The sequence below is a fragment of the Nocardia sp. 852002-20019_SCH5090214 genome, from assembly GCF_001665865.1.
In the GTDB taxonomy this organism is placed as follows: domain Bacteria; phylum Actinomycetota; class Actinomycetes; order Mycobacteriales; family Mycobacteriaceae; genus Nocardia; species Nocardia nova.
The window spans coordinates 47,233-67,383 of sequence record NZ_LZMK01000151.1 but is presented as its reverse complement, the minus strand read 5'-3'; the positions used below and the strand labels follow the sequence as shown (position 1 = coordinate 67,383).

The 20,151-nt window shown below is 67.8% G+C and carries 22 protein-coding genes and 1 pseudogene; 17 read left to right on the top strand and 6 right to left on the bottom strand.

Going from position 1 to position 20,151, the window contains the following annotated elements:
• The first annotated feature begins 25 nt into the window (after window positions 1–25).
• From A5780_RS12880 to A5780_RS12860, 5 genes are all read left to right on the top strand, one after another.
• Window positions 26–595 carry a dihydrofolate reductase family protein gene (locus tag A5780_RS12880; RefSeq protein WP_063012781.1) on the top strand — a complete coding sequence of 190 codons (570 nt, stop codon included), beginning with the start codon at window positions 26–28 and terminating at the stop codon, window positions 593–595.
• Window positions 596–609: 14 nt separating this feature from the next.
• Window positions 610–966 (top strand): YciI family protein, encoded by a 357-nt coding sequence (locus A5780_RS12875; protein WP_063012902.1) that lies wholly within the window; start codon window positions 610–612, stop codon window positions 964–966.
• 4 nt (window positions 967–970) lie between these two features.
• A complete protein-coding gene (locus A5780_RS12870; RefSeq protein ID WP_064908543.1) occupies window positions 971–2,263 on the top strand; it encodes an RNA polymerase sigma factor in 1,293 nt (430 codons plus the stop codon).
• Between the two features lie 259 nt (window positions 2,264–2,522).
• On the top strand, window positions 2,523–3,401 hold the full coding sequence (locus A5780_RS12865) for an MFS transporter (RefSeq protein ID WP_082976439.1): 879 nt from the start codon (window positions 2,523–2,525) through the stop codon (window positions 3,399–3,401).
• A 106-nt stretch (window positions 3,402–3,507) separates the two neighbouring features.
• Window positions 3,508–4,356: a 3-hydroxybutyryl-CoA dehydrogenase gene (locus A5780_RS12860; protein ID WP_030513758.1), complete on the top strand. Its 849-nt coding sequence runs from the start codon at window positions 3,508–3,510 to the stop codon at window positions 4,354–4,356.
• A gap of 56 nt (window positions 4,357–4,412) precedes the next feature.
• Here A5780_RS12860 and A5780_RS39960 read toward each other — a convergent pair whose 3' ends face one another.
• On the bottom strand, window positions 4,413–4,568 hold the full coding sequence (locus A5780_RS39960; protein WP_156511303.1) for a hypothetical protein: 156 nt from the start codon (window positions 4,566–4,568) through the stop codon (window positions 4,413–4,415).
• 404 nt (window positions 4,569–4,972) lie between these two features.
• Between A5780_RS39960 and A5780_RS12855 the strand changes: the two genes are divergently transcribed.
• Window positions 4,973–5,890, top strand: coding sequence for a cutinase family protein (locus A5780_RS12855; protein ID WP_064908541.1), 918 nt, complete (start codon window positions 4,973–4,975; stop codon window positions 5,888–5,890).
• A 7-nt stretch (window positions 5,891–5,897) separates the two neighbouring features.
• Window positions 5,898–6,332, top strand: a complete 435-nt coding sequence (locus tag A5780_RS12850; RefSeq protein WP_146102109.1) for a hypothetical protein — start codon at window positions 5,898–5,900, stop codon at window positions 6,330–6,332.
• On the opposite strand, the gene A5780_RS12845 is transcribed toward A5780_RS12850, so the two are convergent.
• Complete coding sequence (locus tag A5780_RS12845) at window positions 6,329–7,978, bottom strand: acyl-CoA synthetase (RefSeq protein WP_369829522.1); 1,650 nt, start codon at window positions 7,976–7,978, stop codon at window positions 6,329–6,331. The genes A5780_RS12850 and A5780_RS12845 overlap by 4 nt on opposite strands.
• A gap of 174 nt (window positions 7,979–8,152) precedes the next feature.
• Here A5780_RS12845 and A5780_RS12840 point away from each other — a divergent pair, with 174 nt between their 5' ends.
• Complete coding sequence (locus A5780_RS12840; protein ID WP_082856907.1) at window positions 8,153–9,013, top strand: oxygenase MpaB family protein; 861 nt, start codon at window positions 8,153–8,155, stop codon at window positions 9,011–9,013.
• A 51-nt stretch (window positions 9,014–9,064) separates the two neighbouring features.
• Window positions 9,065–9,238, top strand: coding sequence for a hypothetical protein (locus tag A5780_RS12835; protein WP_156055502.1), 174 nt, complete (start codon window positions 9,065–9,067; stop codon window positions 9,236–9,238).
• A gap of 49 nt (window positions 9,239–9,287) precedes the next feature.
• Here the strand turns inward: A5780_RS12835 and A5780_RS12830 are convergent, their stop codons facing one another.
• From A5780_RS12830 to A5780_RS12815, 3 genes are all read right to left on the bottom strand, one after another.
• Window positions 9,288–9,851 carry an NUDIX hydrolase gene (locus A5780_RS12830; protein WP_064901309.1) on the bottom strand — a complete coding sequence of 188 codons (564 nt, stop codon included), beginning with the start codon at window positions 9,849–9,851 and terminating at the stop codon, window positions 9,288–9,290.
• Between the two features lie 49 nt (window positions 9,852–9,900).
• Entirely contained in the window at window positions 9,901–10,857 is a 957-nt protein-coding gene (locus A5780_RS12825; RefSeq protein WP_064908540.1) for an endonuclease/exonuclease/phosphatase family protein, read from the bottom strand.
• A 229-nt stretch (window positions 10,858–11,086) separates the two neighbouring features.
• Entirely contained in the window at window positions 11,087–11,662 is a 576-nt protein-coding gene (locus A5780_RS12815) for a TetR/AcrR family transcriptional regulator (protein ID WP_231982930.1), read from the bottom strand.
• 163 nt (window positions 11,663–11,825) lie between these two features.
• Between A5780_RS12815 and A5780_RS12810 the strand changes: the two genes are divergently transcribed.
• The 7 genes and pseudogenes from A5780_RS12810 to A5780_RS12785 all read left to right on the top strand — a co-directional run bounded on the left by A5780_RS12810 (window position 11,826) and on the right by A5780_RS12785 (window position 17,758).
• Window positions 11,826–12,560 (top strand): SDR family oxidoreductase, encoded by a 735-nt coding sequence (locus tag A5780_RS12810; RefSeq protein WP_063012760.1) that lies wholly within the window; start codon window positions 11,826–11,828, stop codon window positions 12,558–12,560.
• A 95-nt stretch (window positions 12,561–12,655) separates the two neighbouring features.
• Window positions 12,656–13,819 (top strand): CdaR family transcriptional regulator, encoded by a 1,164-nt coding sequence (locus A5780_RS12805; RefSeq protein ID WP_064908538.1) that lies wholly within the window; start codon window positions 12,656–12,658, stop codon window positions 13,817–13,819.
• Window positions 13,820–13,885: 66 nt separating this feature from the next.
• Window positions 13,886–14,125: pseudogene (locus A5780_RS41825) on the top strand (nuclear transport factor 2 family protein); the annotation flags it as partial.
• Window positions 14,126–14,161: 36 nt separating this feature from the next.
• Complete coding sequence (locus tag A5780_RS12800; RefSeq protein WP_064908553.1) at window positions 14,162–15,838, top strand: AMP-binding protein; 1,677 nt, start codon at window positions 14,162–14,164, stop codon at window positions 15,836–15,838.
• A gap of 134 nt (window positions 15,839–15,972) precedes the next feature.
• A complete protein-coding gene (locus A5780_RS12795; protein ID WP_063012756.1) occupies window positions 15,973–16,584 on the top strand; it encodes a hypothetical protein in 612 nt (203 codons plus the stop codon).
• A gap of 84 nt (window positions 16,585–16,668) precedes the next feature.
• Window positions 16,669–17,091: a hypothetical protein gene (locus A5780_RS12790; RefSeq protein ID WP_030513772.1), complete on the top strand. Its 423-nt coding sequence runs from the start codon at window positions 16,669–16,671 to the stop codon at window positions 17,089–17,091.
• Between the two features lie 7 nt (window positions 17,092–17,098).
• Complete coding sequence (locus A5780_RS12785; protein ID WP_064908537.1) at window positions 17,099–17,758, top strand: GAP family protein; 660 nt, start codon at window positions 17,099–17,101, stop codon at window positions 17,756–17,758.
• Between the two features lie 4 nt (window positions 17,759–17,762).
• On the opposite strand, the gene A5780_RS12780 is transcribed toward A5780_RS12785, so the two are convergent.
• Window positions 17,763–17,987, bottom strand: a complete 225-nt coding sequence (locus tag A5780_RS12780; protein WP_030513774.1) for a lipopolysaccharide assembly protein LapA domain-containing protein — start codon at window positions 17,985–17,987, stop codon at window positions 17,763–17,765.
• A gap of 259 nt (window positions 17,988–18,246) precedes the next feature.
• On the opposite strand from A5780_RS12780, the gene A5780_RS12775 reads away from it, so the two are divergent.
• Window positions 18,247–20,142 (top strand): alkyl/aryl-sulfatase, encoded by a 1,896-nt coding sequence (locus A5780_RS12775; protein ID WP_082976438.1) that lies wholly within the window; start codon window positions 18,247–18,249, stop codon window positions 20,140–20,142.
• Window positions 20,143–20,151 lie beyond the last annotated feature (9 nt).

Here is a 20,151-nt window from a genome sequence, read left to right as displayed (position 1 = left end):
GCCCCACCCCTGGAAGGACACAAGCATGCGCACAGTGGTGGCTTTCGAGCACATGACGCTGGACGGTTACGCCTCCTCCGGCGAGAACCTGGGATTCGAGTTCACCTTCCGCGCCTACGACGACGAATTGCAGGCGTATGCCGAACACATTCAGGCCGACTTCGACACCGCGGTCTACGGCCGGGAGACCTATCTGGGGATGTTCGGATACTGGTCGCAGCATCCGAATGCCGAGAGTTCGCCGGCCGAACGCAGGCACGCCGAATGGGTCAACGCCGTGGACAAGATCGTCTGCTCCACCACGCTGGAGTCGGCCGAATGGAACAACACCCGGCTGATCAGCAGCGACCTCGCCGCGCAGATCGAGGCGCTGAAGCGTGAGGACGGCGGCGTGATCGCGATCTACGCCAGTCCCAAGCTGGTGCATTCGTTCATCGATATGGGTCTGGTCGACGAGTTCCGCATCGTCGTCCATCCGGTCACGCTCGGTTCCGGCACGCCGGTGTTTCACGACAAGGCGAAACTGGATCTCGACCTGCTGGAGTCGAAGGCTTTCGGTTCGGGCGCGGTGTATCTGCGCTACCAGGTGCGATGAGGAAGGATGCGGACATGCGCTATCTGATGCTGATCCGTCTCGATCCCACGGCCGCGCCGACGCAGGGGCCGGATCCCGCGATGGCCGAGAATATGGGCAAACTGCTCGAGGAGATGACCAAGGCCGGCGTCCTGCTCGACACGGCGGGACTGCGACCGGTCGAGGAGGGCGTGCGGGTTCGCCAGACCGGTGGCAAGCAGAGCGTGCTCGACGGCCCGTTCAGCGAGTCCAAGGAGGTCATCGGCGGATACTGCCTCGTGCAGACCCGCTCGCAGGACGAAGCCGTGGAGTGGGGTTCGCGCTTCCTGCGGTTGCACGGGCCGGAATGGGATATCGAACTGGAGATCCGTCAGCTCGACGACCAGGCTTGACGTTATGTCCTTACCCGAGGTGAGTGGCCGCCCGCACGATGGTGCCGACGGCCGCTCACCGGCGGCTCGGGCCGTCGAGGCGGCGTGGCGCATCGAATGGCCGAAACTCGTGGCCGGACTCACCCGGCTGGTCGGTGATATCGCCACCGCCGAGGAATTCGCCCAGGACGCACATCTGGCGGCCCTGGAACAGTGGCCGCGCGAGGGGGTTCCGCCGAACCCGGGCGGCTGGCTGATGCTCACCGCGAAACACCGCGCCATCGACCGGATCCGGCGTGACGCCACCTTCGCCCGCAAACTGCCGATGCTCGGACACGACCTGCTCACCGAACAGACCGGCGAGCAACCGAACGACATCGATGACGACCTGCTGCGCATGGTGTTCACCGCATGTCATCCCGCGTTGTCGCAGCCGGCTCGGGTGGCATTGACGCTGCGCATGGTCGGCGGCCTGACCACCGAGGAGATCGCCCGCGCGTATCTCGTGCCGGAAACGACGGTGGCACAACGGATCGTACGAGCCAAACGCACCATCGCCGAGAAGAAGCTGCCCTACGAGGTTCCGGCGGGTCCGCAGCTGGCCGACCGGCTGGAATCCGTGCTCGAGGTCATCTATCTGATCTTCAACGAGGGGTATGCCGCCACCTCCGGCGACAACTGGGTGCGCGCCGAACTGTGCGACGACGCATTGCGATTGGCGCGCATCCTCACCGGGCTGATGCCCCGGGAGCCGGAAGCATTCGGCCTCGCCGCACTCGTGGAATTGCAGGCCTCCCGGACCGGCGCGCGCAGCGACGCGACGAAACAGCTTGTGCTGCTGCCCGATCAGGACCGCAGCCGCTGGGATCAGCTCTCCATCCGCCGCGGTTTCGCCGCCCTCGGCCGGGCCCACAACCTGGCCGTGCGTCGTGGTGTTCCGCCCGGCCGCTACGCCCTGCAGGGCGCCATCGCCGCCGCGCACGCCATGGCCGCCACCTCCGAGGACACCGACTGGCGGCGCATCGCCGGCGTGTACGCCGTTCTCGCCGAACGCTTTCCGTCGCCTGTCGTCGAGGTGAACCGCGCCGTCGCGGTGGCCATGGTGCACGGTCCCGCCGCGGGTCTCGACCTCGTCGACGCGGTGGCCGCGACCGGCACACTCGACTCCTACCATCTGCTCCACGCCGTGCGCGCCCACTTCCTCTCGCAGCTGGACCGCCCGGCCGATGCCCGCGCCGCCTATTTGCGCGCCGCCGCACTCACCGCCAACGCCGCCGAACAGGCGTTGTTGCGCGACCGTGCCGCCCGCCTGAATTAGGTCGAGTGTCGCCGGGCGCCTTCGATTTCCGGCGGCGTCGCCACCGCGTCGATACGCGTTGTCAAGGTGGCGAGGTGAGTTCTCCGGAGGCATCCGAACGGTTGCCGCTCGGCCTGCGGGCCGGGCGGCGTTGTGAGCAGGATTCCCGCCGGTCGCTGAGCGACCGGTGCGGTCGGCGTCTCTCGCAGCGCCGGATGATGCCGGATTCTTTCGCCGGGCGCCCCATACGTGTGCGCCCAGTCTCCTGGAGTACTTCCTCATGCCCCCTGTGGTTTTCGTGCTGGCTGTCGCGGTGTTCGCGCAGGGCACATCGGAGTTCATGGTGTCGGGACTGCTGCGGCGGATCGCCGACGATGTCGGCGTCTCGCTCGGCGCCGCCGGTTTGCTGACCTCGCTGTTCGCCGCCGGAATGGTGATGGGAGCGCCGGTGATGGCGATGACCGCGGGCCGGTTGCCGGTTCGATATTCGGTCACGGCGTTTCTCGGGGTCTTCTGCGCCGCTCACGTGATCGGCGCTACCACAACGGGTTTCGCGGCGCTGGTGGTCCACACGGGGTGTCGCGGCGGTCGCCGAGGCCGGATTCCTCGCGGTCGTGCCGGCCGCACTGCCGCGGTTGGCCGGTCCTGCCATGGTCGGGCGCGCCCGGCCTCCGTGGTGGTCTCCGGCGTGACCGTGGCCTGTATCGCCGGTGTGCCCGCAGGCACGATGCTGGGTGAGGTCTGGAGCTGGCGTTCGGCGTTCTGGGCCGTCGCGGTGCTCAGCGCGGCGGTGCTCGTGCCGGTGTGGACGATGCTCGGCCGGCGAACACAGGCCGAGGGTGGTGCGCCGAGCGGGACCGTCCCTCCGATGCGGCGCGAATGGTCCGTGCTGACGCAGCGCCCAGTTGTGCTCGCCGTCATCGCCGGAGCCCTGGTCAACGCCGCGACCTTCGCCGCATTCACCTATCTGGGCACCCTCGGGCCGGTCGCCGCCGGTTCGACCGTCGATCACACCGGTCGCCCGGCCACCGCGTTGTGGTGCGGTGCCGCCTTCACCGCTGCCGCGCTGGGTGTCGTCCTGCCGGAACGGAATCGGCGCGAGGCGAGCCGATCGAGCAGCGATATCGCCCATCGCTGCCCGTCGCGGCGTGGCGGGTGACGGAGCGGTTGCCGGGTCCCGAATTTGCCCGCAACCTGTTCCAACTACCCGAACAGCGATAATGAGCGCGAAAGTGTTCGAAACCGAGATGGTGGGAGAGACGACTGTGAAGCTGATCGGTGTGATCGGTGGCGGAACCATGGGTGCGGGAATCGCCGAGGTATGCGCGAAGGCCGGGAGCGAGGTTCTCGTCCTGGAGACGACTCCGGACTTCGCCGAGGCGGCGCACAAGCGCATCGAATCGTCGATCTCGCGGGGAGTGACGAAGGGCAAGATCACCCAGGACGAGGCCGACGCCGTGCTCGCCCGGGTGCGGGTGACCCTCGACATCGAGGAGTTCGCCGATCGCGACCTGGTCATCGAGGCCGCTCCGGAGATCGAGTCGCTGAAGTACGAGATCTTCGGCAAGCTGGACAAGATCGTGAAGCCCGCCGGCATCCTCGCCACCAACACCTCCTCGATCCCGGTGATCAAGGTGGCCGGAGCCACGCAGCGTCCCGAGCAGGTCGTCGGCCTGCACTTCTTCAACCCGGTGCCGGTGATGCCGCTGGTGGAGGTGATCTCGACGCTGGTCACCTCGCCGGAGACGGCCGCCGCTGTCACCGACTACGCGAAGAACACCCTGCACAAGACCACCGTGCAGGCCGGTGACCGCTCCGGATTCATCGTCAACGCGCTGCTGATCCCGTACCTGTGCCAGGCGGTGCGGATGCTGGAGTCGGGCTACGCCAGCGCCGAGGACATCGACGCCGCGATGAAGGGCGGCTGCGGCTACCCGATGGGTCCGCTCACCCTCCTCGACACCGTCGGCCTCGACATCGCGCTCGCGGCCGCCGAATCGCTGTACGGCGAATTCGCCGAGCCGCACTACGCACCGCCGGCGCTGCTGCGCCGCATGGTCGACGCCGGCCGCCTGGGCCGCAAGACCGGTCGCGGGTTCTACGAGTACAACTAGCGGCGTTGGCCCGCGTTCTCGGTGATATCCGACCGGGAACGCGGGCTCGAGCCGAATCAGGTGTCGGGATCTTCGTTCTGGTCGCGGGCGGGTCCGGGCCCGGCCAGTTTGCCGGAGTGCTCCGGCGGCGTATCGACTGTGCGCTTGCCCTGGGTTTCCTGATCGTCCTGCTCGGCGTCGGCGCCTGCGTCGGTGTTCTCGGGGTGACTCATGCCGTGCGCGTACCCGTTCGGCGGCTGTCGAATCGCGAGCCCGCGCCGACGCCCCGGACTGGGCTCGACGGAACAAGACGGAACCGCCCGCAAGCAAGGTACGGGCCAGAAGTTATTACTCGTTCTTACCGGAGCTGCTCGCGGGCGCGAGATTGCCTTCTCGTCGTGCATGACGGAAGGTGAGATGTCGATGTGGCGCACTCGTCGGCCGACAGTCAATGTCACTGTCGTGGAACTCTTCTGAACTTTCGGACGCCGGATCTCGACGTGGGCGAATTCGCGCGAATCCGGCGACACTCGGCCGGTGGGAAGTGATAAGTTATCTATCATTCTCTCAACAACGACACCGCGCCCCCGGGTGCGGAGGTCGCGGCAAAGCTGCCGAGTGATTCGGAGGTGTCACCTTGTCTCCGTTTGCGCGCTGGAAGTCCCTCGCGGCCGCCGGGTTGGTGGCGGCGACGTGTGGCCTGGCGCACTTCGGCGGTGGCGCCCCCGCGCATGCGTCGCCGAGTTGTCCCGGCCTGTATGTGCTGGCCGTGCCCGGCACATGGGAAACCTCCGACGCCGATCCGCGCAAAGGGATGCTCGCGGCGAGTGTGGATGCGCTGCCGGCCGACGTCGGGGTCGGCTATATCGCATACACCGCGACCGCCTTTCCCTGGGAGGGTGAGGTCTACGGCCGCTCCAAGCGTGAAGCCGTCGACAAAGCCCGTGCCGCGGTCGCCGCGGTGGCAGGGTCGTGCACCGCGACCCGCATCGCGATCGTCGGCTACAGCCAAGGCGCCGACGCCGCGGGTGATCTCGCGGCCGAGATCGGCACCGGCCACGGTGTGGTGGCGCCCGACCGAATCGCATTGGTGGGCTTGATCTCCGATCCTCGCCGCGCACCCACCGACACCCTGATCGGTCCGCCCGTCGTCGGGGCCGGCGCCGGCGGCCCGCGCCCTGGCGGATTCGGTCTGCTCGGTCCGCGGACCTACACGTTCTGTGCGGCCGGGGATCTGTACTGTGCGATGCCCGACGGCGATTTCGCCGGCCGTATCGCCGGATTCTTCGTGGAGATCTCGAATCCCGATCCCGCGATGTTCGACCGGTACTCCCGGGATGCGGGGGATCTTCTCGATTCGGCGCTGGCCGCGGGAGGTCTCGGCTTGCTGGCCGGCCAGCTCGACGCGAACGCCGTGGACGAGCGCAAGGCCCAGATCGCGGAGTTCGTGAATTCCGGTGTCCACCAGAGCTATCCGTTCTACGTCGTCGGGCCCGACGGTGAGACTGCACTGTCCTGGCTGCGCCGGCAACTGGTGGATCTGATAGGCAGGTGAGGTGGGTATGCGGGAAACGGCCGATCGTGGTGCGGTGGCGATCGTCGGTGCGGACGGGCCGCTGGGAAGTGTGATCGATCGCGTCTGTGGGCAGCAGTCGGTGGCGGTGGTCGGCCGGGTCACTCGCAGAGGCTGGGTGATCGACGGGCCGCCCACGGTGGTCATCGACGTCGGCTCTGCCGAAAACCTGTGGGACAGTGCCGAATTCTGCCAGCGGTGGGGCAGCGCCCTGCTGTATTGCGCGGCGAACCCGGATCCCGGCGGATTCACCCGGCTGCGTGAATTGAGCGCAACCGTACCGGTCGGACTCGCCACGACCCTGGCCCGACGCGATACCGGGCTCGAGTTGCTGGCCGCGCAATTGCTCGGTGTCGCCGGGGAACTCGCGTCGGCGGTCCCCGGCTGGTATCCGATCGCGGATCGGTTCTTCGCGGCGAACTAGTCGGCGGGTGCGACGCGTTCGGATTCCAACTGCCGCCGCAATAATTTCCCGGTCGCGTTGCGCGGCAGTTCGTCGACGAAGACGATATCGCGCGGAACCTTGTGGCGGGCCAGATTCGCCTTGACGTAGTCGCGGATCTGCTCGGCGTCCACGTCGGCTCCGCCGGCGCGAACGACGAAGGCGCGCAGCCGCTTTCCGAAGTCGCGGTCGTCCACGCCGACCACCGCGGCCTCCGCGACGTCGGCCCGGCTCACCAGCAGGTTCTCGACCTCGAGAGGGTAGACGTTCTCACCACCGGAGACGATCATGTCGTCGTCGCGGCCGTCGACGAACAGCCGGCCGTCGGCGTCGAAATGCCCGACGTCGCCGCTGCACAACAACCCGTCGACGATCTCCTTGTGCTGCCCGTCGGTATATCCGGTGAAGCTGAGGCCGCTGGAGACGAAAATCGTGCCCACCACACCGGGCGTGGTCACCGGATTGCGGTCGGAGTCGTAGATCGCGACCCGGCATCCGACCGGCGGCCGGCCGACCGTTCCCGGGGCCTCGCGCATATCCCGCGGTGTCGCCACCGCCGCCACCGCGACCTCGGTGGAGGCGTACAGGTTGTAGAGCACGTCGCCGAAGACGTCCGCGGTGCGGCGGCTCAGATCCGGTGAGATGGACGAACCGGCGGCGAAGATCACCTCGAGCGACGACGTGTCGTACTGCCGCAACACCGACTCGTCGAGATCGACGATGCGCTGCAACATCGTCGGCACCAACACGAGGGTCGCGGCGCCGTATTCGGCCACCGCGGCGAGCGTGCGAACCGGATCGAACTTGCGCTGTCGGAAGACGATTCGATTACCCAGCGCCCAGCCCAGTGTGCACTGGGACAGCCCGGTCCCGTGAAAGATCGGCGCGGCCATCACCATCGTGGCATCGCGCGGCAGCGGTATCCGGTCGAGGAATTGGGCCGACTGCAGCGGGGAAACCTTGTCTCGCGGAGCGCCTTTCGGTGTTCCGGTGGTCCCGCTGGTGAGAATCACGAGTCCACCGGGGCGCGGCGGCGCCGGTACGGGGTCGGTGGAATGCGGCCCGGCCTGCGCATAGATGGTGGTGAGGGCGGAGGTCTCGTCGTCGTCCCAGGTGAGCAGCCGGGGGATGCCGGCCGGAACGGCGCGGGCGCGCTCGACGAATTCGCTGTCCAGGAGCAGAGCCTCGATCTTCTCGCGGGCGACGACCTCGGCGAGTTGTGGGCCCGCGGACCCGGTGTTCAGCAGCACCACCCGGGCGCCCAGCTTGCCCGCGGCCAGCAGGCTCAGAACCATGCCGCGGTGATCGCGGCACAGCACGGCGAGCACGGATCCCGGCCCGAAACCGCGCGCGGCGAGCCCGCGGGTGAGTGCGTTGGATTCTCGGTCGAGGTCGTCGAAGGTGAGGGTGCCCCGTTCGTCGACCAATGCCGGCGCCGTCGGATCGCGGCGCGCGGCGTGGGCGAGCACGGTGACGAAGGGGCCGTAGGTTCCGGCGTCGCGCGCGGTGCGCACGATATCGAGCGGATGCCACGGGTCGAACATGCCGCGCCGCCGCAACACCGACGCCGCGGCGAACGCGTCACCGACGGACCGGACCAGCTCGCTCGCAGAACTCGACAGCACCACACAGACCTCGATCCCAGCTCGGCCGGCGAACCCTTCTGTATCGTGTCGCCGAATAGACTAAGAATATACATTCACATATTGCGGGTTGCCCCGGTTTCGGGGGCATTGCCGTCGACCTTCGGATGGTGAGAAGATGAGACGTCTGATGTCTCAGTGATCCTCGGAGTGATACGTATGAATCGAGCCGCCCGAACCGCCGCCGCGGCCCCGACGCCGGATGCCGGACTCGCCCGCCGGCGGCAGTACATGGCCGGTCCCGCGGCATTGCTGGGCGGCCCGGCGAATGTCGTGATGCAACTCGGTTTGCCGCCGGTCGGCCGCGGAGTCGTCGAAAGTACCGTGGAGAGCGGCCAATACGCGCGGCATCCGCGCAAGCGCGGGCGCACCACGCTGACCTATCTGGCGGTGGCCATGCTCGGGACCGAAGACGACCGTGCCGCCTACCGTGCCGCCGTGGACACCTCGCATCGGCAGGTGCGTTCGCGTCCCGGCAGCCCGGTCCGCTACAACGCCTTCGACCCGCAACTCCAGCTCTGGGTGGCCGCCTGCATCTATCGTGGCGTCGACGATTCGACCAGGTTCTTCTACGGAAGAATCGACGATAACTTGGCGGAGGAGTTCTATCGTGAGTCCGCACGCTTCGGCACCACGTTGCAGATGCCGGAACGGCTGTGGCCGCCGGACCGGGCGGCCTTCGAGGAGTACTGGAACGCCAAGCTCGGCGAGATCTCGTTCGACGACGAGGTTCGCCGCTATCTGCTGGATCAGGTCATCGGCCTGGGGCCGTACAGCCGTGTCGAGCGAATCGCCTTCGCGCGGGTCAATCGCTTCTTCACCACCGGCTTCCTTCCTCAGCGGTTCCGCGACGCGCTGGGGCTCGGATGGGGTCCGCGGCGGCAGCGCGCCTTCGAGATCGTGATGCGAACCATCGGAACGGTGCTGAAGCGCCTGCCCGAACACTGGCGCAGCTACCCGTTCGACGGGTACCTCGAGGATATGCGGCGGCGGCAGGCGCTCGGAAAATCGTTGGTGTAGAAGACGGTCAGGTCGGTCCGCCGTCCCCGCGAGAGGGATACCGTGGTTGTCATGCCTTTCCGCGTATACACGACAGCGAGTGGGCCGGACCGAGAACAGTCTTTCCCCGACCCGGAGGACAATTTCAAGTTCCTCGAGGGGGGAGTGCTGGCGGTCTACACGGCGGCGAAGTACACGTATTTCGCCCCCGGCTACTGGACGCACCTCGAAGAACACAAGCCCTGAACGTTCCCGGTCGGCGGACTCGGGTGCGTAGTCGAGGGCGGCCGGGCTGCTACCGCGCCGACAGCGCGGTGCGCAGTTTGGTGAGGAACCGGCTCAGGTGGGGGTCGGATTCGGGGATGGCGTCGTCATCGATGTCCCACCATCGCCCGCCGGCGAATTCTCGTGGGTCGAGTGCGAAGGGACGTTCGCGGTCGCCGCGCATGACGTACCACAGCGAGACGTCGCGGTGTGGATGCGCTCCGACGGTCCGGGTGATGGTCAGAAACAGGGGGCGTTCGCCGACAACGGTGAACTCGGCCTGCGTTCCGAGTTCCTCGGCGGCCTCGCGTCGCGCTGTGTGCAAGGGGTTTTCGGCGGGGTCCACGTGACCGCCCATCGGCAGGTGCAGTCCGGACTTGCGATGCGCGCCGAGCAGTACCGCGCGGGCATCCGGATCGACGACCACCACATACGAAACGAGGTGCTGCGGCGGTGTGGCGGGAGGTTCCCGCCGGAAGATGTCGTCGGTGTCGTCCAGCCAGGACAGCGTCTGGTCGATGTGCTCCTGCTCCACGGGGTCCAGCGGCGTGATCGCCGCGACGATGTCCGCGACGACTGCGGTGGCCGGGTGCATATGCGGACGATAGCGGCGGGTACCGACAACCGGCCGGAGTCGATCGGGGCTAGTGCGGGCGGAGGAGCAGTTGTGCGATGAGCGCCTTGTGATCGGCGCCGGGCAGGCGGAACGCGTCGACGGTGTCCGCGCGGCCGTCGGCGACCAGGATGTGGTCGATGCCGACCAGTGGTGGCCAGCGCTTGTCGGTGGGATAGGTGACGAGGTGGCCGGCGCCCTCCTCTTCGCCCGCGTCGTGGAACCGGCCCGAGAGCATCGCGCGGAATTGGGCATGGTCGAAGGTGGCGTTGAAATCGCCGCCGACGATCACCGGCCGGTCCGCGGGCGAGCGGTCGAGAATGGCTCGCAGCCGGGACAATTCGTCGGCCCACAGGTGTGTTCCGGAGATCGGGGGCACCGGATGGAAGGCATAGACGGTGACCGGTCCGGCTCCCGGGACGGTCGCGGTCGCGGAGAGCTGGTTCAGGACAAATCCGTCGTATTCCACCGTGTCCGTGAGGGGATGGGCGCTCCAGATCCCGGTACCGGTGGCGGTCCGCCCGGGTGACAGATGCCGATGCGGCAGCAACCGGTCCAGGCCCACGCCCTCGAGTGCGCGCACCGCGGCCGGAGTGAGTTCCTCGACAGTGAGGATGTCGACCTTGCGTTCGCGCACCTGCTCGATCAGCGCCTGCGGATCGGCGCCGTCGAACAGCAGATTGGCCTGCATCACCGTCACCGGCGTGCCGTGATCGCCGGGAGAGTGGCCGACATACAGCGGAGCTTGCGTCCAGATCGCCACGCCCGCAACGGCAATGGCGACCGCGACCCCGGCCCACCGCTTCGCGGCAGCGAACAGCGCCACTCCGGCCAGTGCGGCACACATCAGATACGGCGCGCCCGACGCCGCCAGAACCAGCCACCGGGACTCGGTTCGATTGAAATGCAGAGCCACACCGGCGGCGCCCACCACGGTCGCGACCGCGGCAAGCGATTCGAGCGCGATCCGCCCCCACGCCGCCCTCACGCGCCCGACCTCCGCACCCCGGATCCGGCGATCGCCCGCCGCGCGGCCTCGATCGTCGTCGGCGCATGCCGCAGGCGGAACGCGGAGGGGTAAGGCCGTTCGGCCGTCGTCCGCGGAAGATCGTCGTGCTCGTCGCCGACTGTGGGCGTCCCGTGCGCGTACGGCTCGGGCGGGGGGAACGGCACGGCACTCCCATCGATCGATCGGCTCGCGGACGTGGTGAGTGTATTCATGCCTCGCGGACGGGTTTTCGGTCGTCGGCCGACGTAGCCGTGCCGTGCAGGACGTTGGCGACCAGGGTGGTGGCGAAGTGCTCGCCGAGAGGCAGGTTCGGCAGCAGCAGGCGGTGGTAGCAGGCGCCCCACAGCTGGTCCACGAGGATCTCCGGGTCGACATCGGCACGCAGTTGCCCGCGCTCCTGTGCGCCGCGCATGGCCTCCACGGCCAGCCGGCGGCGCGGTCCGGAATAGCGTTCCAGCAGGGCGGCGGACAGGTCCGGATCGGTTTGGGCCTGGCCGATGAGTTCGGCGATCACCCGCCCGGCGCGGGTGCGCGTGAGGACGTGGACGAACGAGCGGAGCTGCGCGGTCAGATCGGCCTCGATATCGCCGGTGTCGGGAAAGGTCAGGGCGGATTCGACGGCGTGGAAGTATCCGTCGAGTGCGAGCGCGCCCTTCGACGGCCACCACTTGTACAGCGTCGTCTTGCTGACGCCGGCCTTCTCCGCGACCGCCTCGATGGTGAACGCGCCCATCCCCGACTCGAGCAGCAGCGCGCCGGCGGCGTCGAGCGCCTCGGCGCGCACTTCGGCGGCCGGACGGCGGCCACGGCCTCGTCGCGGGCGTGCCACGTCGTCTTGTTCCGGCATCCTCACCCTCCTTTTCCGAACGTTCTCAGCGTGACATATGGACGCAGCGTCCACAATCTGTTTATATGGACGCGGAGTTCATAAGTTTCGAGGAGGCATCATGGCCGAACACACGCGCGTCGCACTGGTGACGGGAGCCTCGGGCGGCATCGGTCGCGCCGTCGCCCGGCGCCTCGCCGCCGACGGGATGGCCGTCGGCGTGCACTACGCCGGCAACAAGGCCGCGGCCGACGAACTCGTGACCGAACTCGAAGGGCGCGGCGGCCGAGCCCTCGCGGTGGGCGGCGACGTGGCCGACGAACACGCGATGGCCGCCGCGTTCGACGCCGTCGAGGCCGCCTTCGGCGGGATCGATGTGGTCGTCGACACGGCCGGGATCATGACGCTGGGGCCGGTCGCAGACTTCGATCTCGACGCCCTGGATCGCATGCACCGCATCAACATTCGCGGCACCTTCGTGGTCGCCCAGCAGGCCGCGCGGCGCGTGCGCGCGGGTGGCGCCGTCATCACCTTCTCCACCTCGGTGACCCGCCTGGCACCTCCCGGGTACGCCGCCTACGCCGCGAGCAAGGGGGCGGTCGAGGCGATGACCCTGATCCTGGCCCGCGAACTGCGAGGCCGCGACATCACCGTGAACGCGGTCGCCCCGGGCCCGACCGCCACGCCCCTGTTCCTCGACGGAAAGGATCAGGAGGCCGTCGACCGCCTCGCCGCGCAGTCTCCGCTGGAACGACTCGGCACGCCCGAGGACATCGCCGAAGCGGTCGCCTTCCTCGCGGGCCCCGGCCGCTGGATCAACGGCCAGGTCCTCTTCGCCAACGGCGCCATCGCCTGAGGCCCACCCAGCGGGAGGATTCGCCGGAAGGACCCGGCGTGCCGCCACACTCTTGCCATTCTGAGCGGAGGACTCGCCGGAGTGGAGGTGGGCGAATGGACGAGCCGGGTGCCGAGGCGCCGAGACTGCTCGAACTCGGTGCGGACCCGGACGCCGTGCTGCGGCTGATCCGATACTTCGACGGTTTCGACGAATCCGACGCCAACGCGGATGCGGTGGTCCGCGCCGCGGCGCTACTGGCCGAATGTCCGGCGGGGGCGAGGTGGCCGTCCGGCACCACGATTCGCTACGACGCGGCGGGGCGTGCGCTGCCGGCGGTGATGCCGCCGCCGGAGGTGATCGGCGAGCCGGCGGTGTGGCTGGAGCGGGCCGGCGCCGCGCACGCCCTCGACGCGGTCCTGGTGGATCGGCTGCGGCACTGTCTGCGGGTGGTGGCGGTGCGCGGTTCGGTGGCGGGGCCGACGGGTCTGGACGATCCCGCGCTGCTGGAGGTGGTGTTGTCGGAGAAGCAGCGGCGCGAGGATCGCGTGCGGGCCATGCGCCTGCTCGGCATCGACCCGGCGCAGCCGATGCGGGTGCTCGCGGTATCGGGACCCGGTGCGGTGGAAGCGGTCCGGATCATCGGCGCCCGGGTGCGGCTGGTGCGTTCGGCGCCGATCGGCGCGACCACCGCGGTGCTGATCCAGGACCGGGAAGGCTGCCGGGAGCTGTCGGATGTGTTGAATTCGGCTGTGGTGCACAAATTTCCGGCGTCGCGCCGGGGTGCGTGTGGGCCGTGGGTGGGGATGGGGGAGCGGTTGCCGGCCTACGCGGCCGCCACGTCGTGGGAGCAGGCGCGGCGGGCGTTGCGTTTCGCCTCCTCGACCTGGCACGGGCGCCGAGTTGTCGCGTACGAACGGCTCGGGTCGCTGGTCCTGCTCGGTGAGCTTCCGGTGCAGCGCCTGCTGGGCATCTCGGATGTGTTGCGGGTCAACGAGTTCGCCGCCACCGAGGCCGGCGCGCTCGCCGTCGACACGCTCGAGGCGTTCTGTGTCTTCGGATCGCTGCGCCGCACCGCCGCGGAACTGCATCTGCATCACAGCACCGTGGCCGCGCGCATCGCGCAGGTCGAGGCGGTGATGGGCTGGGATGTCGACGAGGCGCTCGACCGCTTCATGGCCACGCTGGCGCTGATGGTGCGACGCATCGCCTTGTCCTCGGCCGAACTCGCCGCGGATCCGGAAGCGGCCGGGCGTGCCGATCCGACGCGTGTCGGATGAATGCGGCCCATCCGGCGACGGGCGGCGGGTGATCCGGATCACTCGGTTCGGCCATGATCGGCAGCGACAGAAGGAGTTTCGACATGGCAGTCACCGGGCGCGTACGCCGCGCAGATCGGCATCCCCGTCGACGACACCGCGGCCGACTATCTGGTCGTCTTCCGGCAGCTACTGCTGTGGCCCGTCGACGCGGAAGGACGGATCGTCGGTGAGGACTCGTATCACTCGGGTCCGGTCGAGATCCGCAAACTGAGTTTCGACGAATTGCCGGGCGAATACATCGAACTCGTGCACTCGAAGGCGTGAAACGGCCAGACTCGGCTGATGGAAGGCGATACGGAAATGACTGAACTCTCCCATGCGACCGCGGACGTGCGCCGCACGGATATCGCGACCATGCTGCTCGACCGGCTCGGAGACGAGCGGCTCGGACTGCGCACCCGCGATCGGGATTGGACCTGGGACGCGGTGGTTCGGGAATCGGCCGCCCGAGCGGAGCTGGCGCGCTCCCTGCGCCGCGACGGGCCCTTCCATATCGGGGTGCTGCTGGACAATGTTCCCGACTTCGTGTTCTGGCTGGGTGCGGCGGCCTTGGCGGGCGCCACGGTCGCCGGCCTGAATCCCACCCGCGGAGACGCTCAGCTGGCCTCGGATATCCGATACGTCGATTGCCAGTTGATCGTCACCGACGCGGCCGGGATGGCGCGACTGCGCGAACTGGATCTCGACCTTCCCGGCGACCGGTATCTGCAGGTCGACGACCCCGGTTATGCCGCGCTCGTCGACGCCCATCGCGGCGAACCGGTGGCCGCGGGCGGCCCGGACGCGCTGATGCTGTTGCTGTTCACCTCCGGCACCACCGGAACCTCGAAGGCGGTGAAATGCAGTCAGCGCCGCCTGGCCATGATCGCGTACGCGGCGCGGGACAAATTCGGTCACGTGCGCGACGATGTCGACTACTGCTGTATGCCGCTGTTCCACGGCAATGCCATCATGGCGTTGTGGGCGCCCGCGCTGACGGTCGGCGCGACGGTATGTCTCACACCGAAATTCTCTGCCTCCCAATTCCTTCCCGATGTTCGATATTTCGGCGCGACCTTCTTCACCTACGTCGGCAAGGCGCTCGGATATCTGCTCGTCACCCCCGAAACACCGCAGGACGGCGACAACAGTCTGGTGCGCGGTTTCGGCACCGAGGCGTCGGTGGCCGATCAGGCCGAATTCCGGCGCCGGTTCGGCGCCGAATTGTTCGAGGGCTACGGTTCCAGTGAGGGCGCGACGTTGGCGGCGCTGGATCCGAATGCCCCGCCCGCCGCCCTCGGCCGTCCCGCGCATGCCGGTGTCGCGGTGGTGAATCCGGATACGCTGCGCGAATGTGTGCGTGCGGAACTCGACGAATACGGCCGGGTCCGCAATCCCGACGAGGCGATCGGCGAGATGATCGACAAAGCCGGCGCGTTGGCCTTCGAGGGCTATTACAAGAACGACGCCGCCGATGCCGAACGCATTCGCAACGGCTGGTACTGGACCGGAGATCTCGGCTACATCGATACCGAGGGATTCCTGTATTTCGCGGGCCGCAAGGGCGATTGGATTCGCGTCGACGGTGAGAACACCTCCGCCCTGATGATCGAACAGGTCCTGCGCCGCCATCCCGCGATCGTCGCCGCCGCCGTGTTCGGCGTCCCCGACCCGCGATCCGGTGACCAGGTCATGGCCGCCGTGGAGGTCGCCGATCCGGATTCGTTCGATATGCGCGAATTCGCCGAATTCCTTACCGCGCAACGGGACCTCGGCACGAAGGGTACCCCGCGACTGCTTCGGGTGTCGGCGAATTTGCCGGTCACCGGGTCCAACAAGGTTCTCAAGCGCCGACTGCAGGAGCAGGCGTGGCGCACCGACGATGCCGTCTATCGCTGGATCGGCCGCGGCGAACCCGCGTACGACCGCATGACGCCGGCGGACAAGCAGGCGTGGGAGGCCGAATTCGCGACCTACGGCCGGGAGCGCATGCTGTAGCGGCACGAGGCCCGGCAGCGGGCCCGCGGGTGCCGGAATTCCCTCGCACGTTCCCCGTGCTCGCCGGTAACTGGGCGGTTACTGTGAAGCTGCGGCATCGTCGCGCACGCGGTTCACGGTCGAAAGGGGTCGTGATGAACGGCATCGTGGTTGCGCTCGTCGGGGCTCTGCTCTGCTTCTACGGCATCAGATCGGTGCATCTGGGGATCCTGGCGATCGGATTCGGCATCGGGTGGCTGGTCGCGGATCTGTTCAATCCGTCGTTTCTGTGGTTGCTGCTGTTCGGAGCGATCGGCGCGCTCTCCTCGTGGGTGGTGACCTCGCTGGTCTTCCGTTTCGCGTCGTATGTCATCGGCGGGCTGACCGGCGCGATGGTCGGCGCCAAACTGGCGTCGGTGCTGCAACCGGGAGACAAGAACTGGGCGCTGAGCATGATCGTGATCCTGGCGGTCGGCGTGGCCGGCGGTTTCCTCGCCGACCGATTCCGGGCCCGGGCACTGCTGTGGCTGACCTCGATCGGCGGCGCGAGCATGGTGCTGAGCGGGATCGGTCGCACGAACGATCATCTGTCGTTCCTGCGGGCGCCGGATTCCACCTGGGAACAGATCTTCTCGGCGCTGGCCTGGATCGCGCTCTCGGCGGCGGGCTGGATCGTGCAGCGCCATCTGTTCGCCGAGAAACTCGGTATCGACCATCTCGCCGGTCGGCACAAGAACGACGGCGGCGCGGTCGCCACCGGGAAGTAGCTCGCACTTCATCCGATTCGGGTGAGGTGAGCCGGGTTCACCTGCGCGACAGTCATCGGCAACCCTGCTCGGAAGGAGTCGGAGATGACAACCTCGTCGCAGCACCGGGCGCCGGCCCACAGCCACCCCGTGCGGCAGGGCTTCGCCGCCGGTACCTCGATCGGCGCCGCGATCCTGCTCGTCACGGTCGGCATTCTGTCGATCCTGCAAGGGATTTCGGCCGTGGCCGACGACACCCTGTTCGTGGCCGGGCCCGATTACGTCTACAAGGTCGACCTCACCACCTGGGGGTGGGTCCACATCGGACTCGGGATCGTGCTCGTGGTGTGTGCGCTGGGCCTGATGACCGGAACCGCGTGGGGCCGCGGTGCGGCGATCGGCATCGCGGCCCTGTCGATCATCGCGAATTTCCTGTGGTTGCCCTGGTATCCGTGGTGGTCGCTGACCGTGATCGCCCTCGACATCGTCGTCATCTGGGCCGTCGCCACCTGGCGCCCGCAGATGTGATGCGCAGATGGGCGCTGTCATCGGCGATCTGCTGCCCCTGGCGGTCGGTGTCGCGATCTCGCCGATCCCGATCGTGGCCGCCATCCTGATCATTCTCTCGGCGAATGCCGCGCGGGCCGGGACCGGCTTCGCGATCGGCTGGCTCCTCGGGATCGTCGTCGTCACCACGATCTTCGTGTTGTTGTCGGGAACGATGTCGGATTCGGAAAACGAGCATCCGTCGACGGTGACCGCGTGGATCAAGATCGTGCTGGGTATCGTGCTGCTGGGTCTGGCCGCGAGGCAGTGGCGGTCTCGCTCGGAAACCGACGTTCCCGGGTGGATGCGTGCGATCGACACGTTGAGCGCGGTGGGCGCGGTCGGTCTGGGCGCGATGCTCTCGGCGGTGAATCCGAAGAATCTGCTGTTGTGCATCTCGGCCGGGGTGGCCATCGGCACGAGTGGGATCGGCGGTGGCCGGCAGGCGATCGCGGTGGTGGTGTTCACGGTGATCGCGGCGGCCAGTGTGCTGGCGGTGGTGATCGGATATCTGGTGGCCGCCGATCGGCTGCGGGAACCGCTCGACAGCGCCCGGCGATGGTTGCAGGCCGACAACCACGTCGTGATGGCGATCGTGCTGCTGGTGATGGGTGCCGTCGTCCTGGGAAAGGGAATCGGCGGACTCTGACCGGTCAGCGCCGGCTGCGCCGGGTGAGCAGGCCCGCGACCCAGCCGACGAGGAACATGATCAGCAGCACCAGCCACATCGGCGACCGGATGGTGACGGTGAGGATGTTGATGTCGACGCGATGATGGTTCTGCGCGACGAAGATGACGGTCAGCACCGCCAGCACGATCGCCACCCACTGCCGCGCCGAAATGCGTGACAGCAGGGAAGGTTTCGCGGCCCGATCCATAGCGTCCTCCTGGTACTCGTCGGTGACACGATTGCCGAGGCGGCAGCGCCGCATGCCGTCGAGCCGATGATCTCGGGTGCGAGGCGTGCCGGCTTCACCCGTAGGAGGTGATCTCCGCTCGGACCGGTGCGTGCATCGGGCGATGCGGCCGCGGCGGTCATGCTCACCCGTCTCGGGTGAGGTGATTTCCAGACGCCGCTGGCAGGGTCGCAGGCGAGTCGACACAACCACAGCCTTCGTGCGGATTGGGGTGCGTGCCATGAGCGGCCAGGGCGACGTTTCCGGCAGTGTGCGGACACAGAACGAGGAGGCGACCCGGGCGCTGCCCTTCGGGGACGATCAGGATTTCGCGGACGCGCGGCGCGGGTTCATCGCGGCGCTGGAACCCGGAGTGGTCGAGAATGCGGCGGGCGATGTGGTGTGGGACAGCGACGGATACTCCTTTCTCGACGCGGAATGCCCGCCCACCGTGCATCCCAGCCTGTGGCGGCAGTCGAAATTGTGTGCCATTCAGGGTTTGTTCGAGGTGACCGAGGGGATCTATCAGATTCGCGGGCTCGATCTGTCGAATATGACCGTGGTCGAGGGCGATACCGGTGTCATCGTGATCGATCCGTTGATCTCGCTGGAAACCGCCGCCGCGGGACTCGCGCTCTATCGCACTCATCGCGGTGACCGGCCGGTGACGGGGGTGATCTATTCGCATTCGCATATCGATCACTTCGGCGGCGTCAAAGGCGTGACCACGGCGGACGATGTCGCGGCGGGCCGCTGCCCGATTCTGGCGCCGGCGGGATTCGTGGAACATGCGGTCGAGGAGAACGTCTACGCCGGCACCGCCATGGGCCGGCGCGCCGCCTATATGTACGGCGCGGCCCTGGCGCGCGGCCCGAAGGGCGCGGTCGGCGCCGGTTTGGGGCCGACGACCTCGACCGGAACCCCGACCCTGATCCCACCCACGATCGACATCACCCACACCGGGCAGACCGAGGTCGTCGACGGTGTGCGCATCGAATTCCAGATGACTCCGGGCACCGAGGCGCCGTCGGAGATGAATTTCTATTTTCCCGACCGGCGTGCATTGTGTATGGCGGAGAACGCGACGCACACCTTGCACAATCTGCTGACGTTGCGCGGAGCCCTGGTGCGCGATCCGCATGTGTGGTCGAAATATCTGACGGAGTCGATCAATCGCTATGCTGCGCGGGCGGATGTGCTGTTCGCTTCGCACCACTGGCCGACGTGGGGCACCGAGAACCTCACGGAATTCCTTGCGCTGCAACGTGATCTGTACGGATATCTGCACGACCAGACATTGCGCGCATTGAACAAGGGCGCCATCGGTATCGAAATCGCCGAAACCATCGCATTGCCCCCGGCCGTCGCCGCGGCCTGGCATGCGCGCGGATACTACGGTTCGGTCAGCCACAACGTGAAGGCGATATACCAGCGCTACATGGGATGGTTCGAAGGTAATCCGGCCACCCTGTGGGAGCATCCGCCGACCGAATCGGCGAAGCGGCACGTCGACTACATGGGCGGTGCCGAGCAGGTGCTGAACAAGGCGCGCGACTCGTTCGCCGCCGGCGATTTCCGTTGGGTCGCACAGGTTCTGAACTACGTGATCTTCGCCGAACCGGACAACCGCGAGGCGCGGGAGCTGCAGGCCGACACGTTCGAACAACTCGGCTACGGCGCGGAGAACGGTACCTGGCGCAACTTCTTCCTGATGGGCGCCTACGAATTGCGCCACGGATCGGTCGGTACACCGACCGCCTCGGACGCACCCGACATCGCGGCCGCGCTCACGGTGGAACAGCTTTTCGACGCCATCGCGCTGCGGATCGACGGTCCCAAGGCCTGGTCGGCCGCCATCACCATCGACTGGAACGTCTCCGACCGGAATCTCGTGCACCGCACCCAGCTGCGCAACGGCGTCCTCGTCCACTTCGACGCGAGCACGGATATGCCCACCCCGGACGCCACATTCACCCTGTCCGACGCCGATCTGCACGCGGCCCTGCTCGGTGCGAAGGATATGCGGCAGCTGATCGCCGACGGCGCGGTCACCGTCGAGGGCGACGTGTCGAAGCTGATCGAACTGGTCGGATATCTCGACGCCCCCGACCCCGACTTCGCCATCGTGACGCCCTAGGCCGGTGAG

Coding starts and splice junctions, on each gene's coding strand:
- A5780_RS12790 (WP_030513772.1), top strand. CDS start 16,669: ATGACAACCTCGTCGCAGCACCGGGCGCCGGCCCACAGCCACCCCGTG.
- A5780_RS12875 (WP_063012902.1), top strand. CDS start 610: ATGCGCTATCTGATGCTGATCCGTCTCGATCCCACGGCCGCGCCGACG.
- A5780_RS12780 (WP_030513774.1), bottom strand. CDS start 17,987: ATGGATCGGGCCGCGAAACCTTCCCTGCTGTCACGCATTTCGGCGCGG.
- A5780_RS12835 (WP_156055502.1), top strand. CDS start 9,065: ATGCCTTTCCGCGTATACACGACAGCGAGTGGGCCGGACCGAGAACAG.
- A5780_RS12865 (WP_082976439.1), top strand. CDS start 2,523: ATGCCCCCTGTGGTTTTCGTGCTGGCTGTCGCGGTGTTCGCGCAGGGC.
- A5780_RS12870 (WP_064908543.1), top strand. CDS start 971: ATGTCCTTACCCGAGGTGAGTGGCCGCCCGCACGATGGTGCCGACGGC.
- A5780_RS12810 (WP_063012760.1), top strand. CDS start 11,826: ATGGCCGAACACACGCGCGTCGCACTGGTGACGGGAGCCTCGGGCGGC.
- A5780_RS39960 (WP_156511303.1), bottom strand. CDS start 4,568: ATGAGTCACCCCGAGAACACCGACGCAGGCGCCGACGCCGAGCAGGAC.
- A5780_RS12795 (WP_063012756.1), top strand. CDS start 15,973: ATGAACGGCATCGTGGTTGCGCTCGTCGGGGCTCTGCTCTGCTTCTAC.
- A5780_RS12850 (WP_146102109.1), top strand. CDS start 5,898: ATGCGGGAAACGGCCGATCGTGGTGCGGTGGCGATCGTCGGTGCGGAC.
- A5780_RS12880 (WP_063012781.1), top strand. CDS start 26: ATGCGCACAGTGGTGGCTTTCGAGCACATGACGCTGGACGGTTACGCC.
- A5780_RS12840 (WP_082856907.1), top strand. CDS start 8,153: ATGAATCGAGCCGCCCGAACCGCCGCCGCGGCCCCGACGCCGGATGCC.
- A5780_RS12830 (WP_064901309.1), bottom strand. CDS start 9,851: ATGCACCCGGCCACCGCAGTCGTCGCGGACATCGTCGCGGCGATCACG.
- A5780_RS12785 (WP_064908537.1), top strand. CDS start 17,099: ATGGGCGCTGTCATCGGCGATCTGCTGCCCCTGGCGGTCGGTGTCGCG.
- A5780_RS12775 (WP_082976438.1), top strand. CDS start 18,247: ATGAGCGGCCAGGGCGACGTTTCCGGCAGTGTGCGGACACAGAACGAG.
- A5780_RS12800 (WP_064908553.1), top strand. CDS start 14,162: ATGACTGAACTCTCCCATGCGACCGCGGACGTGCGCCGCACGGATATC.
- A5780_RS12805 (WP_064908538.1), top strand. CDS start 12,656: ATGGACGAGCCGGGTGCCGAGGCGCCGAGACTGCTCGAACTCGGTGCG.